General features: G+C 40.2%; 23 protein-coding genes. 13 read left to right on the top strand and 10 right to left on the bottom strand.

Annotation, left to right across the window (positions count from 1 at the left end; translation table 11 throughout):
- Positions 1-326: 326 nt before the first annotated feature.
- The 3 genes from FLL46_RS19300 (at position 327) to FLL46_RS19290 (ending at position 2,090) form a co-directional block, all read left to right on the top strand.
- Positions 327-656, top strand: coding sequence for a hypothetical protein (locus FLL46_RS19300; RefSeq protein WP_142932992.1), 330 nt, complete (start codon positions 327-329; stop codon positions 654-656).
- A 562-nt stretch (positions 657-1,218) separates the two neighbouring features.
- A complete protein-coding gene (locus tag FLL46_RS19295; RefSeq protein ID WP_142932991.1) occupies positions 1,219-1,611 on the top strand; it encodes a hypothetical protein in 393 nt (130 codons plus the stop codon).
- Positions 1,612-1,772: 161 nt separating this feature from the next.
- Positions 1,773-2,090 (top strand): hypothetical protein, encoded by a 318-nt coding sequence (locus FLL46_RS19290; protein ID WP_142932990.1) that lies wholly within the window; start codon positions 1,773-1,775, stop codon positions 2,088-2,090.
- Positions 2,091-2,123: 33 nt separating this feature from the next.
- Here the strand turns inward: FLL46_RS19290 and FLL46_RS19285 are convergent, their stop codons facing one another.
- The 5 genes from FLL46_RS19285 to FLL46_RS19265 form a co-directional block, all read right to left on the bottom strand.
- Positions 2,124-2,810 (bottom strand): response regulator, encoded by a 687-nt coding sequence (locus FLL46_RS19285; protein WP_142932989.1) that lies wholly within the window; start codon positions 2,808-2,810, stop codon positions 2,124-2,126.
- Positions 2,803-3,189, bottom strand: a complete 387-nt coding sequence (locus FLL46_RS19280) for a response regulator (protein ID WP_168204242.1) — start codon at positions 3,187-3,189, stop codon at positions 2,803-2,805. The genes FLL46_RS19285 and FLL46_RS19280 overlap by 8 nt, the downstream gene beginning before the upstream one ends.
- 294 nt (positions 3,190-3,483) lie before the next feature.
- Positions 3,484-3,825 (bottom strand): hypothetical protein, encoded by a 342-nt coding sequence (locus FLL46_RS19275; protein WP_142932987.1) that lies wholly within the window; start codon positions 3,823-3,825, stop codon positions 3,484-3,486.
- Positions 3,826-3,921: 96 nt separating this feature from the next.
- A complete protein-coding gene (locus FLL46_RS19270; RefSeq protein ID WP_142932986.1) occupies positions 3,922-4,599 on the bottom strand; it encodes a hypothetical protein in 678 nt (225 codons plus the stop codon).
- 48 nt (positions 4,600-4,647) lie between these two features.
- On the bottom strand, positions 4,648-5,586 hold the full coding sequence (locus tag FLL46_RS19265; protein WP_142932985.1) for a bifunctional helix-turn-helix transcriptional regulator/GNAT family N-acetyltransferase: 939 nt from the start codon (positions 5,584-5,586) through the stop codon (positions 4,648-4,650).
- Between the two features lie 458 nt (positions 5,587-6,044).
- Between FLL46_RS19265 and FLL46_RS19260 the strand changes: the two genes are divergently transcribed.
- Positions 6,045-6,335: a hypothetical protein gene (locus FLL46_RS19260; RefSeq protein WP_142932984.1), complete on the top strand. Its 291-nt coding sequence runs from the start codon at positions 6,045-6,047 to the stop codon at positions 6,333-6,335.
- A gap of 26 nt (positions 6,336-6,361) precedes the next feature.
- Here the strand turns inward: FLL46_RS19260 and FLL46_RS19255 are convergent, their stop codons facing one another.
- Positions 6,362-6,802: a hypothetical protein gene (locus FLL46_RS19255; protein WP_142932983.1), complete on the bottom strand. Its 441-nt coding sequence runs from the start codon at positions 6,800-6,802 to the stop codon at positions 6,362-6,364.
- A gap of 75 nt (positions 6,803-6,877) precedes the next feature.
- A complete protein-coding gene (locus FLL46_RS19250) occupies positions 6,878-8,461 on the bottom strand; it encodes a serine hydrolase domain-containing protein (protein WP_142932982.1) in 1,584 nt (527 codons plus the stop codon).
- 282 nt (positions 8,462-8,743) lie between these two features.
- Between FLL46_RS19250 and FLL46_RS19245 the strand changes: the two genes are divergently transcribed.
- Positions 8,744-9,151, top strand: a complete 408-nt coding sequence (locus FLL46_RS19245; RefSeq protein WP_142932981.1) for a BlaI/MecI/CopY family transcriptional regulator — start codon at positions 8,744-8,746, stop codon at positions 9,149-9,151.
- Positions 9,152-10,354: a M56 family metallopeptidase gene (locus FLL46_RS19240; protein ID WP_142932980.1), complete on the top strand. Its 1,203-nt coding sequence runs from the start codon at positions 9,152-9,154 to the stop codon at positions 10,352-10,354. It begins immediately after the preceding gene.
- A 69-nt stretch (positions 10,355-10,423) separates the two neighbouring features.
- On the opposite strand, the gene FLL46_RS19235 is transcribed toward FLL46_RS19240, so the two are convergent.
- A complete protein-coding gene (locus FLL46_RS19235; RefSeq protein WP_142932979.1) occupies positions 10,424-12,409 on the bottom strand; it encodes a methyl-accepting chemotaxis protein in 1,986 nt (661 codons plus the stop codon).
- A gap of 483 nt (positions 12,410-12,892) precedes the next feature.
- On the bottom strand, positions 12,893-14,623 hold the full coding sequence (locus FLL46_RS19230; protein ID WP_168204241.1) for a type IV pilus assembly protein FimV: 1,731 nt from the start codon (positions 14,621-14,623) through the stop codon (positions 12,893-12,895).
- Positions 14,624-15,624: 1,001 nt separating this feature from the next.
- Between FLL46_RS19230 and glyA the strand changes: the two genes are divergently transcribed.
- The 7 genes from glyA to nusB all read left to right on the top strand — a co-directional run bounded on the left by glyA (position 15,625) and on the right by nusB (position 21,816).
- A complete protein-coding gene (gene glyA / locus FLL46_RS19225; RefSeq protein WP_142932977.1) occupies positions 15,625-16,878 on the top strand; it encodes a serine hydroxymethyltransferase in 1,254 nt (417 codons plus the stop codon).
- Between the two features lie 155 nt (positions 16,879-17,033).
- Positions 17,034-17,489 carry a transcriptional regulator NrdR gene (gene nrdR / locus FLL46_RS19220; RefSeq protein WP_142932976.1) on the top strand — a complete coding sequence of 152 codons (456 nt, stop codon included), beginning with the start codon at positions 17,034-17,036 and terminating at the stop codon, positions 17,487-17,489.
- A gap of 97 nt (positions 17,490-17,586) precedes the next feature.
- Positions 17,587-18,756: a bifunctional diaminohydroxyphosphoribosylaminopyrimidine deaminase/5-amino-6-(5-phosphoribosylamino)uracil reductase RibD gene (ribD, locus tag FLL46_RS19215; RefSeq protein WP_142932975.1), complete on the top strand. Its 1,170-nt coding sequence runs from the start codon at positions 17,587-17,589 to the stop codon at positions 18,754-18,756.
- Between the two features lie 31 nt (positions 18,757-18,787).
- Positions 18,788-19,441, top strand: coding sequence for a riboflavin synthase (locus FLL46_RS19210; protein ID WP_142932974.1), 654 nt, complete (start codon positions 18,788-18,790; stop codon positions 19,439-19,441).
- 196 nt (positions 19,442-19,637) lie between these two features.
- Positions 19,638-20,753 (top strand): bifunctional 3,4-dihydroxy-2-butanone-4-phosphate synthase/GTP cyclohydrolase II, encoded by a 1,116-nt coding sequence (gene ribBA, locus FLL46_RS19205; RefSeq protein ID WP_142932973.1) that lies wholly within the window; start codon positions 19,638-19,640, stop codon positions 20,751-20,753.
- 145 nt (positions 20,754-20,898) lie between these two features.
- Positions 20,899-21,363: a 6,7-dimethyl-8-ribityllumazine synthase gene (gene ribH / locus FLL46_RS19200; protein WP_142932972.1), complete on the top strand. Its 465-nt coding sequence runs from the start codon at positions 20,899-20,901 to the stop codon at positions 21,361-21,363.
- Between the two features lie 6 nt (positions 21,364-21,369).
- Positions 21,370-21,816, top strand: coding sequence for a transcription antitermination factor NusB (nusB, locus tag FLL46_RS19195; protein WP_142932971.1), 447 nt, complete (start codon positions 21,370-21,372; stop codon positions 21,814-21,816).
- A gap of 9 nt (positions 21,817-21,825) precedes the next feature.
- On the opposite strand, the gene FLL46_RS27875 is transcribed toward nusB, so the two are convergent.
- Positions 21,826-21,954 (bottom strand): hypothetical protein, encoded by a 129-nt coding sequence (locus FLL46_RS27875; RefSeq protein WP_281281984.1) that lies wholly within the window; start codon positions 21,952-21,954, stop codon positions 21,826-21,828.
- Positions 21,955-22,060: the final 106 nt, after the last annotated feature.

The raw sequence follows: 22,060 nt of genomic DNA, 5'->3' as shown, positions 1-22,060 counted from the left end.
GATTGTTTATTTAGTTTGAGTTTTCAAGCTGCGATTTGGCGCGCGTTTTATATGACGGCTAATAGCGAGCTTTGAGCTGAATTGGCTTGATGCACCGTGTCGAACGCCCACTGTGTCGAATGCCAAGTTTAAACAATTGTCGATACTGAAAATTTTATTTTGCCCGGTTTGAGAAGCCGGGGAAGCATGGATGGTGGTTTATTGACCAGGAATTTTTCCGCCGCAAGCACAACCTTTGTTCTTTTTTGGGGTCATTGCGTGGCTCTTACTCCTTCCATGGGAGTCACGCTAAGTTGTATGGCCTCCTTTTTTATCAAGGAAAAATAATGGAAAAACAAATTTTCGAGTTGCAATCTTTATTAAAGGATGCCCGAGACATCACTGGGATATCTGCTGAGTTTTTAATGACGTTTCTCAAGTATTTTGACAATGAAAGGGAAAAGCATCTGATTTATTCCCTGTGTTGCAATTTTTTCAGACTAGAGCACAGTTTTGAAATTGAGCTGCTTAATTTAGGAATTAATACCTTTGGTCAACCCCATAGTCCAGATGCGTTTCGAAATATTGGCTATGTGAATGTAAAAATTGTGGAAGTCATTCGTGAATACTTAAAAGAAAAGGAAGCTCGTATGCTGAAAAATCACCTGAAGTATTAGCAAAACTCACCGAGAATTGATTGATTATTGAACAGTATTCAGGTTGCTACAATCAAGATTTAATTATCATGTGGAACATTTATGGCTAATGTAAATTCGCAAAAACAATCAAAATGGTAACCCTTGTTCACAATTTATTCGTTTAAATTAGAGGATAAAAATTTGGCTTATCATCAGGTGAAACAAAAATTTTGATGAAGTTGATAAATTAAGCCTCGATATTACGAAAAACTTAAAAATTCTTATAAATCAGCGAATAATGTCCGATTTTTTTTAGATCATGTCCGATTTGTTATAGTGATTTCTTGCTGGAATGAGGTAATTTATAAAGCAGAAACAGTACGCAACAGGTCTACTTTAAGGCGGTGAATAAACCTCACCCGTTCAGTTGTAGTGTGTGCAATGATTGAAAATAAACCAAGCGACAGTGTCAGATATTTTTAATCGAAACGACTGTTGATGCTTCTACCTGGTTTCTGGCCATTGAGTGACTATTGCCTTTCCACTTACACACTCAGGGTAGTATGGTCAGACTTTTTTATGAGGAAATAGGGAAATAACAATGGAGAAATCAACGGCTGAAATTCAGAAGCTACTTAAGGATGCAAAGGAAATTTCCGGTATTTCTGCTGAGTTCTTGATGACATTCTTATTGCGTTTTGAAGATGATAGAGAAAAACAACTCATCTATTTGCTCTGCAGTAACTTGTTTCGACTGGAGCACCGCTTCGAAATTCAGTTGCTAAATCTTAAAGTCAACGCATTGTGCAATCAACCCGATCCAGACACATTTAGTAGCATCACCCGCGCTGTGGCAAGTCAGGAAACGGAAATTGATATTAGCACCGATGTCGGCATCGATGTCGGTGTTGTAGAGGTCATTAGAGACTATTTGAACGAAAATGAAATGAATTCTGGTGAGAACTGCGAGGTCGATAAAATTCTCAATGTCTAGTCAATTCTTAACCGCTGACATCACTATTCCTTGAAATAGTGACCCACTAAAAATCAATGACGGGCTGGTCCTGTTTATACCCTTTTCTGGCCATTGAGTAACGCCTGAGCCTTCCACATGGGCTACTCTGACAGTATGGCCAGTTTTTTTAGGAGATTGTAATGAAAGATCATATCAGTGAACTTCAAAAATTATTAAAGGATGCAAGGGACGTTACATGCGTTTCAGCTGAGTATTTAATGACACTTTTGATGTGTTTTGAAGACGAAAAACAGAAACATTTGATCTACTCTTTGTGCTGCAACTTTTCGCGTCTCGGACATAATTTTGAGCTGCAGCTATTGAAACTAGGTATTGATACGTTTGGAAAGCCCTATGATCCAGAGGCGTTTAAAAATACAAGCTATGCCGATGTCGACATCGTTGAAACCATGCGTCAATATTTGGAAAATGAAAAGGAGGCTTCATTGGTTCATTAGGGCTTATTGGCCTGGGCATTTATAAAACTGCCCCTAAGTGCTAATGTTTTCAATCTGTTTAATTAACAACCGAGTCCGCTCTAAAGCTTCTTGCGGGCGACCGGTTTTCAATGCTTTTTCGATGCCTTTGCATATTTTGGCAAGGTTATCGTGACCGTATAATGGAGCTGTTCCTTGCAATTTATGAGCGATCCCCTTAATTTCAGATAGGCTATTTCGGTCGAGAGCATCCTTGAGTTGCTGAGTAATTTGCGAGGCTTTTTCCTTAAACTCACTTTGTAGCTGCTGAACTTTTGCATCAAAAGCCGTTTGAACTTTGTCCATTTTCAGATCATTGCTATCTGTTGTCGGAGTACAAAATTCAGCCAATATGGTTTGTAGTTTTCCAGGTTCTATAGGTTTGGCCAGATATCCATCAAACCCTTTTTCTGAAAATTTATCTCGGCTTTTTAACTCTTCTTCGGCGCTGCAAGCAATGATAGGGTGTGTGTAGTTAATAGCTCTGAGTATTTCCGTGGCTTCAGTGCCGCTCATGGTCGGCATATTGATATCCATCAGAATCAAGTCGTAACTTTTTTCCAGTGCGACCTCAACGGCTTCTTCACCGTTGGTCACTGTTGTTGCGGAGAATCCCATTTCTTCCAACAACAATAGTAACATTGACCGATTCATCTCACTGTCATCGGCCACCAGTATTCTGTATTTTTTAGTATCAGGCATTCAGTTTTTTTATCGCATTTAGTATCTGCTCTGGCTCGAATGGTTTTACAACATAACCTGAAGCACCCAAACCAATTGCTTTTTTTACCGTGCTCACGTCACTACTACCAGTTACCATCACTACTTTTGCGTCTTTGTTAATTTCTTTAATTTGTTTCAAGGTTTCTAGTCCATCAGGGGCTGGAATTTCAATATCCAGAAACACGATATGAAGCTTATGTTTTCGATAAAGTTCAATGGCTTCTTTGCCCGACTTCACTGGTATGCAATTAATAACGTCAGTGGTTTCTAGAATAAGCGTTAGCATTTCCAGGCTTTCCTCGTCATCCTCTACGACGAGCGCGTTGATTTTTTTGGCGATGTTTTGTTGTGCTGACATGAGATTTCCGGTGGTAATTGTCATACAAAGATTATTCATTGAGTATAGTCGGGATTTAGTCTTTTTTGTGGTTTTGAAAAGAAGAAAATTGCAGCAATCCCGCCGTCAATTGACTGGAATCTCATATCGGAATAATGCCTGGCAGGTTAATCACGCAGTATTAATGGAATTAGAAAGAAAACTGAAATGTGGCAGATAAGGGGGGATTATTACGAAATCACTGATGGTTTGCCGCAAAATGAATATTAAAAATGATTCTATTTTCTTTGTGTAAACAGCTGTGTTCGTACGTTATTAAGCTATTAAGTTTAAATAGAGGTTGAAGAGCGCATAAATTAGCGTAATAAAATAAATGGTGAGTCCCGTCCAATAGGCTGAGACATTTTTCCGCGGAACCGCAAATCCAAAAAAGAAATAGTTAACGTTTGAGAGAAATTCGTCAAGTTCATTTTCACTTTTTGAGTGTTCCACCAGTTTTTTTATTTCACTAGAATGATGGGAAATTTTAAAGAAAAACATTAACGCGACTAACATCAAGAGAGGAAGTTGCAGATACCACGGCGCGCTGTAAATTGCTAAGGCGCTAATGCCCAGGAACTCACCATTGAGATTAATTTTTTCCTCTGGTACTTTCATTCTTCTCACTCACCGCTAATTCATTTATTGAACTCAGATGTTGGTTTTACTCAGGTGATTGACGAAACTGATAAGCATAGTTGACGAAATATTTTATCAGCTACTTTGGGAATAACGACATCGCTCAGTATTCTCATGCGGCTTGTGAGACTTTTGATTGAGCAGTAAAACTTCCTGGGTAAATGGTTGCTTATTCTCGTCTTCTTTCACTACGGCGTGAACGACGGCCTTTATATTAAATTCCTTAAGAAAATCTTTACTGAAGGCACCAATTGGCCAGCGTAAAAGAAATCTGGAGCCTTGTCCACCAATCGGCTGAGTGGAGGAGGGCCAGTTAAATGCCACATCCAGCTTTTTGCCGGACAATGCGTCGACATCTGACTTGAGATTTCGGTAAACTTGAAATTTGCTAAGAAATGACTCCCAGGTATTGGCGTCGGAATCGTTGTCAATTATTTGCACACAGGTTGAGTCGGGAGAGGTTGAAGATAAATAGTGCAGGCTGAGTTCTTTAACAACCGCAACGCCATTTCCCGTATTTTTCAAATAAAGCTCGTAGTAATCACCACTTTCAAAGCCGGGCCGCTTCAACTCAAAATGTACATAGGGGCGAATGCTCAATTCAGCTATTTTTTCTGACAGACGATTAGATTCTTCACTTGCCATTTGTTGAAGCACAAAGGCAAAAACTGAAATCCCGGTTGCTACGGTTGCGATAATGTTGGCCAGAGCGTTTTGACTAAGTACTTTTTTATTGTTCGTTGTAGTGTTCATTTTTAGAAAAAATATCTCAAATTTATCGTGCAATTGGCGGTAAATTGACTACAGATCTAGCTGCCAATATTCACCGTCTGTTTGCGGTCCAAATAATTCATGGGATTCTACCGCAATTGCTCGAAATCCAAAATGTTTATATATTCTTCTCGCGCTGATCAGTGAACTTTGAGTCCATAATTTTAAAGTTTGATAATTGGCCTTTCTGGCTGCTTCGACGCATTCTCCTACTAGACGAGTTCCAAGCCCTAGCCCTCTGGCTTCTGGCTCAACATAAAGCAGCCTTAATTTAGCGACCGAATCGCTTTCTTTCGCCAGGAAGACCGAGCCAATTATTTTGCCATTAGCTTCCGCAATCCAACTTTGCTCTTTGTCCGGGTCAAAATTTTTCACAAACTGACAGAGAATTTCTGCAGCAATGACTTCATAGTTAATATTCCAATCGAAGGCTTGTTGATAAAGTAGCATTTGTCGGTGAGCGATATGGCCAATATCACCTGGTTGCAAAGTGCGCAAATGATATTGTTGATAACGATCATTGGACTTACCTAAGATTTGTTCGATAGCATGCATTGCGTCGAGTAATGCGTTTTGTTCCGGCCTTGCTAGCTTGGCAAGTAATTGCTTCATTGACTGGTGAGATAAGTGGTTGAGTTTCTCAAATGCACGTTGACCTTTAGGTGATAGATACAACAATTTTTTTCGTGCATCTTCCGGGGAAGCTTTTTTAACTAGTAAGTCATTCGACTCAAACTCTTTTAGTATTCGGCTAAGATAGCCACGATCGATATGAAACAGACGCTGCAACGTTTGTGCTGTAATACCTTTATTATGAAACAGTTCGAATAGAACTCTGGCTTCGGTGAGAGAGAACTCTGAATCAACTAATCTGCTATTTAAAACGCCGATTTTGTCGGTGTAAAATCGATTAAACTCCCTAAAACCAAGGGTTAAAGCCTCCAGTTCGTTATCTGATTCGACATTCATCAAGCCAACCTCGCAAAAACTATTGGTCAGTAAATCATGGGATATTAAGTTGATTTTGTCAACTTTATTAGATTGCTCTAGTCAACTATATGCGATCCTATGCTCATGTTGACATTTATGCGACTAAAAATATCTCACTGTACAATTAATTGAGAATAGATTAATATTTGTACTCCTCAATCAAAGGATTTGATTATGGTTCCCTTCAATCGATATTCAAAATTGTTTAAAACCTCAATGCATGTTCCTGTATTTGGCGAAAATACGTTGGCTCAAAATTTATTCGACTCAAGAAAATAGCCCTTTAGTCGCTCGTATCAGGTTTTATCAATGAATAAAAGAGGATTGGCAGTGAGTACATAAGGAGAGTTTGGTTGATTTATTTTGGTGGAATTAATAGGGATTAGAAGGAGTCATTAATTCAAAAAAGTCGTATTAAATGAAAAAGGAGAGCTACGATGAGTAAACTTGCTGGAGAAATCAATATCCCCCCAAAAGGCAGAGCCGGCTGCGACGATAAGACAATTCTTGGAGAGTTTTCGAATCTTAATACGCCACTTTGTCTTTATCGAATTATTAATTTAGGTGACGAGAAGTTCGAAGTTCTGACCAACACTTCTGGGCTTCACGAAGCCTGCCCCAAAATGGGATATGACGTTTTCGCACGGAATATCGTGATAAGAAATCCGAGTGAATTTAAACCGGCGTTAGGCAAGTATGAATTATTGCATGTTATTGAGAAAAATTAATTGATCAGGTCAAAAGCAAAAAAGAGCTAGTCAATTTCAAGCCCTCGCTTATCGATAAGAATTTCATATCGAACAGTTTTGTCGACCACTACGTATAATTTCTTGTACTTCTCTGGCCAGGCTTTAATGCTAATATCGAAAGACTGGTAGCAAGATAAACCGCTTTCAGAAACCCTGTTGAATGCTGAGTCGACTGAAAAGGTAATTGAGCGCCAACCTCGATTGACCTGGGGATTAATGAAAACTTTCCCGCCAAAGTTAGATAGCGTAAAGATAGAATGGATGGCATTTTTTTCGGCTATCGCGTATGGCAGTATGTTTAAACGATCATCTTCAACATCAAGGCATTGACTTTCATCATACCGAACTAACAGCGGCCACTTTCCAAGTGGCGTATTTTCTATTTCATTCGCATTAAGGTGAGAGTTAGAAAAATAGATAATAAGTGTGATAATCAGAAACTTCATTTTGTCATCCTGTTAAATGTTTTCTTAGCTAATTATATAGTGGGCTCTGGTAAAAAATTGAAACTGAAGAAATATTTAGTTTGACCTGAATAATAAAGTTGACCGAACAAACCACCACAGGATCGCGACCGATGAACAAACGATAATGCCGATATAAATATCAGGTTGAAATAGGGCTACAGCGGATAACGGCGAGCCATAAGTACGGGGTAGCAATACCAGAAATATAACACTAATACTTAAGAGAAAGACGCTGGGGATGAGCAGCCGCTTTAAAATTTCTATTACTGAGAATGGTCGTGTCAATGGTAGTATTTTCTTATTTCGGAAGCGTCTTAAGAAATTGAGTGCGAAGAAAATGATCACTACCGGGATTAAAAAGATAAGCCACAATATCGTTTTCTCCATCGTTGATGCTTCTATTTTTGGCGTTGGCTTATCAAGAATAATATTCCCAACGCCTCGAAGAAGCGCGCTGACATTGTTTTGGCCAAAACTAGAATTCGCATTGACCAGAACGACAAATGCGATGTCTAACTCGGGTGAAAAGGCAGCAACTGCTTCATAGCCTGCAGATTCCCCAAAATGAAATAGCAAGCGATAGTCATCATTCTTGCTCACATACCAACCAAATCCATAGCCGCGTTTGGCGTTTGCATCCTGTGGCAAAATAGTTCGCTGTAAGCTCAGCTGAGAAAATAGCTGGCTGTCAGATGATAAAAAATTACTCAGATAATGAATCATATCTTCAGCTGAAGAATATAGTCCGCCCTGTGCGATGGTGACACGCCCTAATTGATCTTCAAAACGGGTCGGGTGCCCAAATCGAAACTGAAAGCCACTTGCTGGTTTGCCCGCGTTTTTATCAGTTTTGTGGGCAAAGCTATTACTCATACCGAGTTTTCGAAATATACGAGTCTCGATGATAGTTTCATAGCTACTCATTTCTATCGACTCTAATAAACTGGCCAGAATCTGGTAGTTCACATTTGAGTATTGGTAGCGGGTTCCCGGCATTGTTGATAGTTTGATATCCGACAATTCTTTTAGTGTAGATTGATAAACCGTTGGCGAATTTTCTTCACTATGTTGATTACGATTTCCTGCCAAGGTAGAGAACCCGCTCTCGTGGCTGAGTAAATGTTTGATCAATATTTTGTCAGAGTTCGATTTGTTCTGGGTTCGAAACCAGGGAAGGTAATTAACGACAGGTTTATCAACATCAAGTCGACCTTCATCAGATAATTGCATTACAGCGGCGGCAGCGAAAGATTTTGAGACAGAGCCCAGTTTAAATGGCGTCGTTGCTTCGACAGGTGTGCCCTGTTCATCTGCGACACCAAAGCCTTTGAGGACAACTGGCTTGCCTGACTCTAACACGCCAACCGCAACACCAGGTACATCGAGCTTTTTCATATTTTGGCTGATGAATTGATTGAGCTTGTTAACTTTGTCCTTAGTGACGATTGGTTTCTGTTTAGTAAAATTGTTGGTTGATTGAGTCGCTTCACTTTTGGCGTGAGCGACCGCGAAACAGAAGTAAATAATGGTAAGAACAATGGCTATTTTGGCAGCGAATTTATTGGAGGGTAAATACCTGTGGCAAGACAAGTTGCTGAAATTAAAGGAAAACATAGTGGTTTCGTTGGAGTTATTCATTTTTACCTCTCCAGAAATGTTGAATTAAAATAACAGTCAGCATTAATAGCGCGTACCAAAGTTGCCAGTGATGTCGTTTTTCTGTTACGTTTGTAATAGGTATGCTACGATAGGATTTCGGTTGAAGTCAACTAATAGTTTTTAACAGGATTCTCGATTTTCGTGAGGAGAGTCTGAAATTCGAATTTGGAGAGGAAAGAGATTCACATCATAAGTTTTACTTGAATAGTCCAGGTTAAGTAAGTAATCTACCTGTTACGTAAGTAACAATCAGGCGCGCACATGGCGAAACAATCACTTTCCGATCTTCCTGATCTCACAAAAAATGAATTGCAATTGTTAAATATTCTCTGGAAAAGCGAAGAAGGTTATTCGGTTCGAGAAGTTCATCAACAGATCGAACACGAAAATGGCTGGGCCTATTCAACCACCAAAACGACCATGGATAGAATGGTTAAAAAGGGATTATTAGATCGTAAGGATTTTCACGGGGTATTTCTCTATCAAGCAGCCATCTCGAAACCGGCAGGGTTAGCTCGATTAGTAAGCTATTTTATGAACGACGTGTTGCACATGGATAGCGGGGCATTAATGTCATTGTTTGGCAGAAGCAAGGCTTTATCTGAATCTGAAATTGACGAACTTGAGTCACTTTTAAAGCAAGGGCTGGAAAAGGAAAAGTCGAAATAAATGTTCGAACAAATACTTCAACAAAGTTATTTAGTGATTGAGTTTTTAATAGTCAACTCAATTTACGCTGTTTTATTAGCTTGCGTTGTTGTATTGACGAAATTAATTTATCCTAAACTTCCTAAAAGAATCGAATATGGTTTATGGTGTGTCGTTTTATTACGGCTGATTTTACCGAACGATCTGAGTTTTGAATATGCGATTTCCAGTTTTGTTAACAACTGGCTCATTTCCAATGAACAATTCCAGATATTCGCCGAGTCACACAAGGTTTCAACAGTGGGCGATATTATGCTGGGTGAGATAGCGCCAGGCGGAAAATTCGTCGATGGCAATTTATTAGTTAGTACTTCTCACATTGAACCTTTGCAAATATTTTTCCATGCGATTCCGGAAATGCTAATTGAAATCATGTATTTTTCCTGGTTAGGTATTGTGGCTTTAGTGCTGCTAAGGTATTTGTTTTTAAGAGTCAAACTGTTAAGAATGCTCAATCGCTCTCAACCCATCGTAGATTACACCGTGGTGTCCTGTGCAAATCGTTGGCGGTTAAACTTTTGGATCAAAGGACAGGTGCATGTAATTGCGGAGGATCAATATCTCTCTCCTTTTACTTTTTTCTTCAAAGCACCAATTATTTTTATTCCGAGAAAAATAATTACCTCTAAAAATGAACCTCTGATTGAATCAATCATTGCACATGAAATGGCGCATGTTAAGCGGTATGATTCACTTTGGTTGGTCATTCAGAATTTAATTCAAATCCTCTACTTTTTTAATCCTTTAGTTTGGATTGCTGTCCGCAGATTAAGTCAGCTAAGAGAAAATCTTTGCGATGAAATGGTGCTTTCCGTTAATCAGTTAAAACCTGCAGACTATGGTGACAGTTTGTTGAAGGTACTAAGGTTTAACGTCAGTGGTGAAATTCAAAGCGGATTGTTAAATGCGTTTTTGGGTTCAAAAAAACAGATCAAACAAAGAGTGAAAGCGATTGGAAGTTTTAAACCTTTTCAAAGTAGACCAACCTTAGAGTTATTTTGTGTTTTTATTTTCGCAATCTTGTTTTTACCCTTTGCTCATCAACCAACTTCTGAAATTGTGGTTAATCCAACTGAAATCATTTCAAAACAGAATGAGGATTCACCTTTTCCGGAGAATGTAGAGAAATATATTCAGTTGGCGAAGAAAAGTAGTAATGATTAGGGATGTTTGTATTCTTAAGTTGGCCTCCGTAAACCGAGCCTTGTTCATTGAGTAACATCCTCTACATTATTAACAAACCCACCGGCTAGCCGCTTGATTTAATTGAACCGCCAGGTTTTCCAAATTACGCGCTGTTTGTGCTACTTCTTTCGAACCACTCACAGCACTGAGCGAACGCTGTTCAATTTGGCTGACATTCGTATTAATGGCATTAGTCACACTTACTTGTTGTTCTGTTGCTGCGGCGACTTGTTGGGACATGTCATTTATTTCGTTCATTGATGTCACAATTTCAGAAAGAATACCTTCTAACTCTTTCGCGCTGTCTATTGTTTGTTGGGCTTTTCCCCGGCTTTCTTCAATGACTTCGAAAGCGTTATTAGCGTCTTCTTGTAGCTCACTGATTATTTTCTCTATTTCTTGAGTTGAGTCTTGTGTTCTTGACGCCAGACTTCTTACTTCATCGGCAACCACTGCGAATCCTCGGCCGTGTTCTCCTGCTCTGGCTGCTTCAATAGCTGCGTTTAGCGCTAACAAGTTAGTTTGATCGGCGACGCTTTTTATTACATCCATCACATTATAAATATTGTTGCTGCTAGCATGGAGTTTGGAAATCATTTCGCCGATTCTTTCTACTTCGTGAGTAAGGTTTTCGATGACCTCAACTGAATGAATGACCGCAGCCTGCCCATTTTGTGATTTTGAATTCGCCGAGTTAGTGGCTGACATTGCACTGGCGGTATTGCGTGAAACTTCTTTTACTGAGGCAGACATTTGTTCTATCGCTGTCGCTATTTGTAGTGTCTCATCTTGTTGTTGTTCCAGGTTGCTGGTTGAAAGAGAAATAGTTGAAGAAGTTTGCTCTGCAGAAGAGGCTAATTCTTCACTGCCGGTTTTCATTTGTCCTATACAATCGGAAAACCTTTCAATGGTGGTGTTAAGTGATACAGCAATCTGTCCTAGTTCGTCCTGCCCTATAACCTCCGCACGAGCAGTCAAATCAAACTCATTCCGTACTTTACCAATAGCGTTTTGTATGCTTCCAACTTGCGTGTTGACATTTTTGGCAATAAGAAATGCGCATCCTAATGCCACAAAAAATAATACGAAAGAAAAAGCAACGCTGGCTATTAGTGAATGATAGGCGTCGTCGTCTTGCGTTCTGATCGCGTTAATTAAGGTTTGTGTAATATGGTTTTCAACTTCTTTTAACAGATTAATTCTTGTGGTGGCGTGTTCAAACCAGGATTCTGCGCGAATACCAAATCCACCATTTTGGGCCTGGTTTCTTGCGATCTGGCGCATACGATCAACTTCGTTAATTGCAGGGTTCTGCATTTTTAGCATGTAATATTGTTTTTGCTCTTCTTCAGAAAACTGAAGAAAGATATTCAAAAAAGTTTTTTGCTCTGTGGTTAAAGTCAAAAATGAGTCTAATAAGTTGCCGCTAAATTGATCGGCCGCAAATGTATTACTCAACACCGCTCGCTCAACACCTGCTCTCTCTTTGGCCTCGATAAAGTTGTAGAAAGCGTTGGAGGCTTTGACAACTTCAGAAGTGCTATTGGCAACCAACAATGCTGAGATCCGTAATAATAAACGGTTCAACTGGGTATAAAATTGAATGGCCGGTCCCGATTCGATGCTAAGCTGAGTAATTCGAGTGCGTATAGACTGAAGATTTCCGAGTTGATGTCCAATATCACGCAATAGAATTGATAGCTCATGATTATCGGTTTTAAACTGTTTTTGGAAATTGGAATATTCGTTGAGAAAACGATCGGATGTTCTACGTTGTTCAATCAAGTTTGACTGCATTTTCTTTCCATCAGAGCCAATAAAGGCCGCGGTCATTCCTCGCTCTTTTTGCAACTCATGAACTAGTTTATTTGCCGCTTCGGAAAGCTCACTGTGAGTTAATACTAAGTCTAAAGATGACTTAGCCTTCGCGCTGTCGGATATGTTCGAGATGCTTAATACTAAAAAACCAACCAAAGGAAGCATAACCAGAATAATGAGCTTATATTTGAATTTGAGGCTGTTTAGTAGTTTCATAACTTCCCTTCTCGTTAAAGTTGAATACGATACGAGTTATAACCGGAAAATCTATGCTCCGGTCACTCCTTGAATGTCCTGGTTTATTTGAAAGTAGACAAACCCGAACTTAATTGCCTTCAATAAAATTAGAGCGAATGTGTTTTTTTGATTTAAATTCAGAGTGTCTTCAAACATCAATTTATTGAGAGCTGTTCTGAAATCATTTTTTACTATAGAACATTTTTTTTAATTTTTTTCAAAATATAAAAAAACAACCCAGCTTTAATCGATAATGAATATCTAGAGAATAAAAGGTGTTTTATAACTCTTTGAAAGTTAATAACTTAATGGCCGCTTTTCTTCGTGAGTTATCTAATAATTTTTTGCGCTAAAATATTCCTCCGTGAGATTTTTGGGCATCTAAGATAGATTTAGGGTGTAATGAACGCCCTGTGAAAAAGCTATATTTTTCTAATATTTTTTACGAAAATAAAGATCAAGTCAGGAGACTTTCTGATTCCAGATTTTTCCAAACTTATCATCTACTGAATTGATATCATAGAAATCTTCTTCTTCGTTAGAAATATTTTCTATCGCTTTATTTTGTGGTGATTGATTTTTGCTTGTCTTGTCTTTCTGAGTGTCTAACTTTTCGACAATATCAAGGTGCAAGTTGGCATCAATTTCTTGATAAATACTCTTCCGTAAATCAAGTAGTGCTTTGACCATTCTGCTATTGTCTGAATATTCGATCAGGTTTTCATTCACCAATTCTCGGGCCAAATCGTATCGTTGACAACGTAAGTAGAAATCCGCGGCAGAACGCAGGTAACTGATTTGTAATCCGGTTGATAAATTGGTTGGAATTGACAGGTCGTGAATTGAAGGCATATTGGTTCTAATTCGATGATCATTGTATGCCAGATCTTTTAATCTGTCTTGTAGATCAGAATCAAATTGATTAGCTTTCCAACGACCGATAACCCGGTTGACAATGAGGCCAGCAGTTAACGCGATTAATCCCCAAAGCAATAAGAAGTTCCAGGATAAATACCAGGGCGACGCTTCAGGAGTTGCATCTGTTTTTATTGGCTTCACGTCTTTTAACGATGCCAGGTTTTCGTTAGTTGATGAAATCGGCGCTTCCGATTTTGAAATTTGAGTCATCGTATAGTTAACAGAGTTTTGGTACTCTGCTCTTTCGAGTAGCGTTTCAATTTTTGCAATTTGCTGTTTCAGTTTCAGGTTTTCGGCGACTTGCTGTTTTAACCTGTTTTCTATTTCGGCTAATTGCTGGAAGGTTATATTTGATTGCAATAGGTCGGCTGGTCTGGTGTCGGTTTTTGAAGTTTTTTCAGCGGTTGTTGTTGCGGCATTTTGACTGACTACCGGTTTATCTGTTGCAGTAATATTCAACGGCTGGGTAACTTGATTCTCCGCTGATAATACTTCGGCTTGCGGGATTGAAAGAATGGCGCCTTGTTTTAACAGGTTAATATTGCCATTAATAAACGCATCGGGGTTAGCATCATAAATAGCCTGCATTTTGAATTGCAATGAGTGTCCACGTAGTTGCCACGACTTTGCGATCGACCAGAGACTTTCGCCTTGCTGGACGGAGATTTTTCCTTTCACCGGTCGCCCTTTCTTCAGATTTTTCTGAAAAGCTTTCGTTTGAATAGTGTTATCAGCTACATGGCTAATGGATTGACTTGAATTTTGATTGATAAACCGTTTACTTGCTGTTTGATATCTATCGGTCTGACTTGCTGAGTAGTTACTTGATGTTTGAGCGGTCTCATTAGTCACTGCACCTGTGCGGCTGTCCGGTAAGTTCATGAGCAGTGTCACTTCTTTGAAAAGTTGAACGCCTTGAAAGTTAATGGCCAATACAAAGTTAACCACAGGCTCCTTAACTGGTTTATTAGTTAAGACGACTAAGCGATAGCCATCATTCCATTTTTCAATTTTGTGACTAAGCTTGGGTAACCACAAAGGGTAATCCACACCAAGTTTCAGGTGTCGAGATTGATCTGCTAAAGACACTTTCATTTGCGTAATTTCGAACGCTTCTTCGGACATTGAAGTGGAAATAATGGGGATAGAAATATTGAGAGGTTGGTTAATGATAGCGTCGGAATTAACTGAGCCGAGCCCGATTCCCTGCGCTGTTAAGCTAACACTTGATAATCCCAATGAAACAGCTAAAGGCAACAAACGTAATTCTGCCATAATCATCTTAACTCCTGTTAAACAACGTTCCAGAGTGTGGTTCTTGATTGCTAAAGTCTGAAATCCACCCGCAAATCTCGAATAGAGATTCCGGTTTCCCATAAGATCAAGTATGGCTGTTATTTCACCAGTTTTTTGACTTGTTTTATATTATTTTGGCACCTGAGCATTCCTGTTTATTCCGTTTCAGACCAAGTCAGCGTTTAAGCAAGCTGTGAATGGAATGAGTGGTCAGTATCTGTAGTGCCGAAATCCTTTTAAAACAAACTCTTATTGCCTCAAATAATAAACATTCTCATTTTGGGTTATAAATGAGGATTTTATTATTATGGTAGGGCTTTGGTGCTGGTGATTTAAAGAGAGGAGTAAAAGTGACGAAACTGTTCGTGATTCTAAGATCGGTGACTGTATATTCTAGTGTTTTTGTTGAACAAACTCAGAACTCACGAAAAAACTGTAGTCGCTTTTCGTATTTATCTTGATGGCGTCTCCAATCTGTAAGCTTGAAGTGATATTTACGTTGCTGTGAAAAGGTTTATCTCCGGAATTACCAGAAAAGAAGTAGTTCCTTCCGAGACAATGTGCTCACCTTCTATTTTTGGAATGAGTTTTAGATAAAACGCTTCGTTCGATAAAACCTTACTGGAAGCTTCTCTCAAAAATGTATATGCCGTTCTGCTTAACGACTGACTTCAAATATAGGAGTAAGATTATTTTTGGATTGGGCATGCTGATTAGAAATTCTGATTATTCTCAATTTTTGCCTCTATCCCGAAGCAGGAAATCAAGATAAACAGGCCTAATATAGCCCAAATCTAAGGCATTTTAAATTCTAAAACGATATGTTATTAGGCATTTTAGGGAGCGACATACCGAGATTATTCCGATACAATACGCGCAAAAATTGAACGCTGTTTTTACGCCCGGCGACCTCTGCAGGCCTACTCAAGGGGATGCGGTGATAGTGGCGATAAAACTCTCTCACTTAGGAAATTAATTTCATGTTAGATAATAAACAATCAATCGCAGAATTTGACCCGGAATTATGGCAGTCGATCGAAGCTGAGAAACAACGTCAGGAAGAGCATATTGAACTGATTGCTTCTGAAAACTACACCAGCAAGCGAGTCATGGAAGCACAAGGTTCAGTGTTGACCAATAAATATGCTGAAGGATATCCCCACAAACGCTACTATGGCGGTTGTGAGTTTGTTGATATTGCAGAAGATCTGGCAATTGAACGTGTTAAACAATTATTTGGCGCCGACTACGCAAATGTTCAGCCACACTCTGGTTCGCAAGCAAACTCTGCGGTTTACATGGCGTTGTTGAAGCCTGGTGATACGGTACTGGGAATGAGCTTAAGCGAAGGTGGTCACCTGACTCATGGGTCGCCCGTCAATTTCTCAGGAAAAATCTACAATTCAATCCAATATGGTCTCGATGAAAACGGCTATATCGATTATGAGCAAGTGGAAGCTTTAGCACTGGAGCACAAGCCTAAAATGATTTTAGGTGGTTTCTCAGCTTATTCTCGCACCGTCGACTGGGCACGTTTTAGAGAAATTGCCGACAAAGTTGGCGCCTACTTTATGGTTGATATGGCTCACGTTGCGGGTTTAATTGCAGCCGGTCTTTATCCTAACCCAGTACCTCATGCTGATGTTGTTACTTCAACAACCCATAAAACACTTGCTGGTCCTCGAGGCGGAATTATTTTAGCCAAGGCCAATGAAGAGTTGCAGAAGAAATTCAATTCAGCTGTTTTCCCTGGTGGTCAAGGCGGTCCATTGATGCATGTTATCGCCGGTAAAGCGGTAGCCTTTAAAGAGGCATTGGGAGATGAATTTAAAGCGATTCAACAGCAAGTATTAGTGAATTCCCGTGCAATGGTAAGTGTACTTCAAGAAAGAGGTTACAAAATCGTTTCTGGTGGTACTGATAATCACCTGTTCCTAATCGATCTGATTGACAAGGATATTACCGGAAAAGACGCTGAAGCGGCGCTGGGTGAAGCTTATATTACTGTTAACAAAAATACGGTTCCTAATGAGCCTCGTTCACCGTTTGTAACCAGTGGTTTACGTATGGGAACGCCTGCGATTACTAGTCGTGGATTTAAAGAAGCTGAAGCAACCGAGCTCACCGGTTGGATTTGCGATATTCTAGACGATATCACCAATAAGGAAGTGATTGCCGATGTTAAGCAAAAAGTACTTGCTTTAACTGCGAAATTTCCGGTTTATCAAAAGTAACGAACCATTAAGCAATATAAAAATTAAGTGATATACTGGGGTCTGTTTATCTTTCGTTTAACGTCACTGCCGATAAACGAAAGATAAACAGACCCTAATGGGCCGTCCTGAATCAGTCAGGACGGCCTTATTTTTATTGGTTATTCGGAGCCTCCATGCGCTGTCCATTTTGTTCGTTTCAAGATACTAAGGTTATCGATTCAAGGTTAGTTGCCGAAGGTGATCAGGTTCGCCGTCGCCGGGAATGTATTGAATGTGGGGAAAGATTCACCACATTTGAAGGGGCTGAACTGGTGATGCCTCGTGTGATTAAAAGTGATGGGAGCCGTCAACCCTTCGACGATGCAAAGATGAAGGCCGGTGTTTTGAGAGCGGTAGAAAAAAGGCCCGTTTCCGTTGAAGATGTTGAAAAGTCTATTCTTAGTATTCAATCCCACTTGAGAGCGATGGGAGAGAGAGAAGTATCAGCGCAAGTCATCGGTGAATTAGTCATGGACGCATTGAAAAAACTCGATCAGGTCGCCTTCGTTAGATTTGCCTCGGTTTATCGTCGTTTCCAGGATGTCAGCGAGTTTCGTCAGGAAATCGAACGGTTAGAGTCAAACGACTAGATTTTAACGACTGGATTTTTACGACCAGTTCATTTGATTGTTTATCGTTGGTAAACTGTCGCTGAATATCGATAAATGATTCTCAAAAACATTGCCTATGAACGCCAATTTCCCATTAAAAAAACAGACTAACTGGACATCATATGATCGAGAAATGATGTCTTTAGCCTTGAATCTCGCTGAAAAGGGACAATATACAGCAAGGCCAAACCCTATGGTTGGCTGCGTCATTGTAAGAACTGATAAACAACAGCCGGAAATTGTTGGGCAAGGGTGGCATCAAAAATCTGGATTACCCCACGCCGAAGTTAATGCATTATCTGAAGCAGGTGATAAAGCGCGAGGAGCGACCTGTTATGTCACCTTAGAGCCTTGCGCTCATTATGGAAAAACGGGTCCTTGTACTCAAGCGTTGATAGACGCCGGTGTGAGTAAAGTCATTGCGGCAATGCATGATCCAAACCCGTCGGTTAGCGGCAAAGGATTTAAGCTCTTAATGGATGCAGGTATTACTGTGGAATATGGCCTGATGGAAGCACAGGCACGTAAGTTGATCAGAGGGTTTGTCTCGCGCTTTGAAAAGAAGCGTCCCTGGATAACTTGCAAATTGGCTATGAGTCTTGATGGACGTACAGCACTAGCCGATGGTTCTAGCCAATGGATAACAGGGAGTGCGGCGAGAGCAGATGTTCAGAAATTGAGAGCCAGGCAGGATGCTATAATTACTGGAATTGGCACGGTGCTGGCTGATAATCCCAGTTTGAATGTGCGAGCTCAAAGTGATGAGCCGACCACTGACGAAGATGATTGGTTTTACCAGGCTTGCGATATTGGCTTTTCGCAACCAGCCAGAATTTTATTAGACCGTGAAAAACGGGCGCAGGTGAAGGCTAAGATATTTAATGACGACGCCCAGGTATTTTGGCTCAGTGATAACTTTGCTCAAATTCAAAAAGAAAATCATCTGACACGATTGTCTGGCTTTGAGTCATTGTCTGAAATGTTGAAGTATTTTGCCGAACAGCAAGGCATGAATAATCTGTTATTAGAGTCTGGCCATCAATTAGCCGGCGAGTTCTTAAAGCAACAATTAATAGATGAGTTAGTCGTTTATGTAGCACCCAAGTTAATGGGGAATCAGGCGATGGGATTATTTGATTTGAACATCAATAAAATGCAGATAACGCCCGAGTTACATTTGTTGGATTTGCGCCGAATTGGTGATGATATTCGGCTGACTTATTCATTTGAAAGTAATAACAGTTAAAAGCGAAAAAAGAGTTCGAGGTAATAAGCCAGTGTTTACAGGAATCATTGAAGCGGTTGGTAAGATTGAAAAAATTGAAAGTAAGTCTGGTGACAAACGCTTTACAATCAATGTCGGTAAGTTAGATATGTCTGATGTTGCATTAGGCGACAGTATTGCCTGTAACGGCGTTTGTTTGACTGCCATTGAATTTGATGAACATTCTTATGTAGCAGATGTCTCTGGTGAAACGCTGGGGTTGACCTCTTTAGCCAATATCGCAGTTGGTAGTGAGGTTAATCTTGAAAAAGCGCTCACACCAACAACACGTTTAGGGGGGCATCTGGTTAGTGGCCATGTTGATGGAATTGGCGAGGTAATCGCGATAAAAGATGAAGCGCGTAGTATTCAGTACGATATAAAAGCGCCAGCAGAATTAGCAAAGTACATCGCCAAAAAAGGCTCTATTACCGTTGACGGAGTGTCCCTCACGGTTAATGAAGTTGAAAAGGATGTATTTAAACTCAACCTGGTACCACATACCTTGCAAGAAACCACGGCGAAAAATTATCAGATTGGTACTAAAGTTAATCTTGAAGTAGATTTAATCGCACGCTACCTCGAAAGACTGTTATTAGGACAAGCTACCGAGTCAGGTTCTAATATTGATTACCAATTGTTAATGAAAAGCGGGTTTGTGAAATAGCGATTTGAGGAATATTACTTTGTAGACTGGGGTAAACCTTGGCTGATTCTCAGCAGCCAGAATTGTTTTACCTGAGCAGTAGCCAACGATTACAAGGTAGTGATAGGTAAGTAGTGATAGGTAAGTAGTGATAGATAAGCAGTAATAGATAAACTTACGATAGAAAAAGTAACAACAGATAAGTAATACGAAAAATATGCAACTAAATACAGCTAAAGAACTGATTGAAGATATTGCCGCCGGTAAAATGGTCATTCTGATGGATGACGAAGATCGGGAAAATGAAGGCGACCTGGTGATGGCTTCGTCGATGATTCGTCCGGAAGATATTAATTTTATGGCGCGATATGGCCGTGGGTTAATCTGTTTAACACTGACTCAGGAAAGATGCGAACAACTCCGTTTACCACTCATGGTAGGGCGCAACTCGGCTTCTTTTGAAACTAATTTCACTGTATCGATTGAAGCGGCAGAAGGAGTTACCACAGGTATCTCTGCAGCTGATCGAGCACGTACTATTCAAGCTGCGGTTGCAGCCAATGCCCAACCAACGGATATTGTGCAGCCGGGCCATATTTTCCCAATTATGGCCAAGCCGGGTGGTGTTTTGAATCGGGCAGGGCATACCGAAGCCGGCTGCGATCTCGCGAGGCTTGCCGGTTTAGAACCCAGCGCGACGATTGTAGAAATTCTCAACGAAGATGGTACTATGGCGCGCCGCAGCGATTTGGAAAAAGTCGCTCAAACCCACGGTCTCAAAATTGGTACCATTGCCGACCTGATTGAATATCGAATGAATACTGAGCACACGATTGAACAGGTATTGTGTGTTGACTGGCCGACCGAATTTGGTGAATTTAAGTTACATGTGTTCAAAGATTCTATCGATGGACAGACTCATATTGCTTTGGTGAAAGGTGATATCAAGCCAGACGAGCCGACGTTGGTTCGAGTCCATGTTACGGACATTGCAACGGATCTGCTTGCCAAAGAAAAGAAAAGCCAGGGAAGCTGGACTATTCAGCGAGCCATTGAAAAAGTGGCGGATGCAGGCGAAGGCGTGGTTGTTTTACTGGGTAATCAATCGTCACCAGAGTCAATTATTGATAGAATAGCGGTTGTTTCCGGTCAGAAGGCTGTTAGCCAAAAAGCACAGGCTCAGGCGAGTCGAGCATCACGTACGGTGGGTATCGGTTCACAGATTTTGATGGAGCTGGGAGTTCATAAAATGCGTTTATTGAGCCCAGTCAAAAAATATCGTGCATTATCGGGTTTTAATCTAGAAGTGGTTGAGTTCATCGAAGACCATTAAGTTTGTTGGGCTCACATTCTGTTGAGTTCAAGTGATGTTGAGCTCAATTAAAGTAACGAATGTGACAAATAAAAATTTTTAATGATTGACCAGGAAAATTACTCCTGGTTTCAGGCTTGGTGCTTGGGGAAAAGAGAGAAAAACTATGAATACAATTGAAGGCAACATGATCGCTAACGGCAGTAAATTCGCATTATTAGTGGCGCGTTTTAACAGCTTTATTGTTGAAAGTCTGGTTGAAGGAGCTATTGATGCGTTAAAGCGTCATGGCGTTGCAGAGTCTGATATTGAAATTATTCGCGTACCGGGTGCATTCGAAATGCCGATTGCTGCGCAGCGTATTGCGGCGCAGAAAAAGCACGACGCGATTATTGCTCTTGGTGCTGTTATTCGAGGCGGTACGCCGCATTTCGAATATGTTGCTGGAGAGTGTGTAAAAGGACTATCGCAAGTTTCACTGAATGCCGGTGTTCCGGTGGCATTTGGTGTATTAACTGTTGATAGTATCGAACAAGCCATTGAAAGAGCCGGAACCAAAGCCGGAAATAAAGGCGCAGAAGCCGCACTAAGTGCTTTGGAAATGGTTAATCTGTTTGAACAACTGGGCTAATTATTCATGATTCAAAAGCCATCAACGCGCAAAAAGGCGCGTCGCTATGCCGTTCAAGGGATCTACCAATGGCATTTAAGCGGTAATGATATTAACGAGATTGAACTCCAGTTTCTGGAGACAATTAATCAAAACAAAGTTGATATTGAGTATTTTCGCGATATTTTGACTAACACGTTAATCAATGTCACTGAAATAGATGAAATATTAACACCATACTTCGACCGAGAGTTTGACGAGGTCAATCCTGTTGAGTTAGCGATATTGCGTTTAGCAAGCTATGAGTTGAAATCCAGGATGGATATACCCTACAAGGTGGTGATTAACGAAGCACTTGAGCTGACTAAAACTTTTGGGGCGACTGATGGTCATAAGTTTGTTAACGGAATTTTAGACAAACTGGCTAAACAGCTGCGCCCTCTTGAAGTTAAAGCGAAGGCCAACAGGCCCTAATTAATCGATTTATTTTCTGGCAGTTTTCCAACGGTTTTGCTGATGTTTAGTTCCGGCAAACGCTAATTTATTAACTGTCGAATATTTTTCAATGTATTGAATCTGGGCGATAGTCGGTTTGTTAACTTGAAGTTGCATACCATTAAGCTGCTACAAATTTTAACTGACTGGCTGAATAAAATGAAAATCAATGGGTGATCGAGGCGCTTAAAGTTGTGTTTTTGATACCATTTTTGATACCAGA

Source organism: Aliikangiella coralliicola (genome assembly GCF_007004725.1).
In the GTDB taxonomy this organism is placed as follows: Bacteria; Pseudomonadota; Gammaproteobacteria; order Enterobacterales; family Kangiellaceae; genus Aliikangiella; species Aliikangiella coralliicola.
The sequence above is the reverse complement of the archived record's forward strand: the minus strand, read 5'-3'. Positions and strand labels throughout refer to the sequence as shown.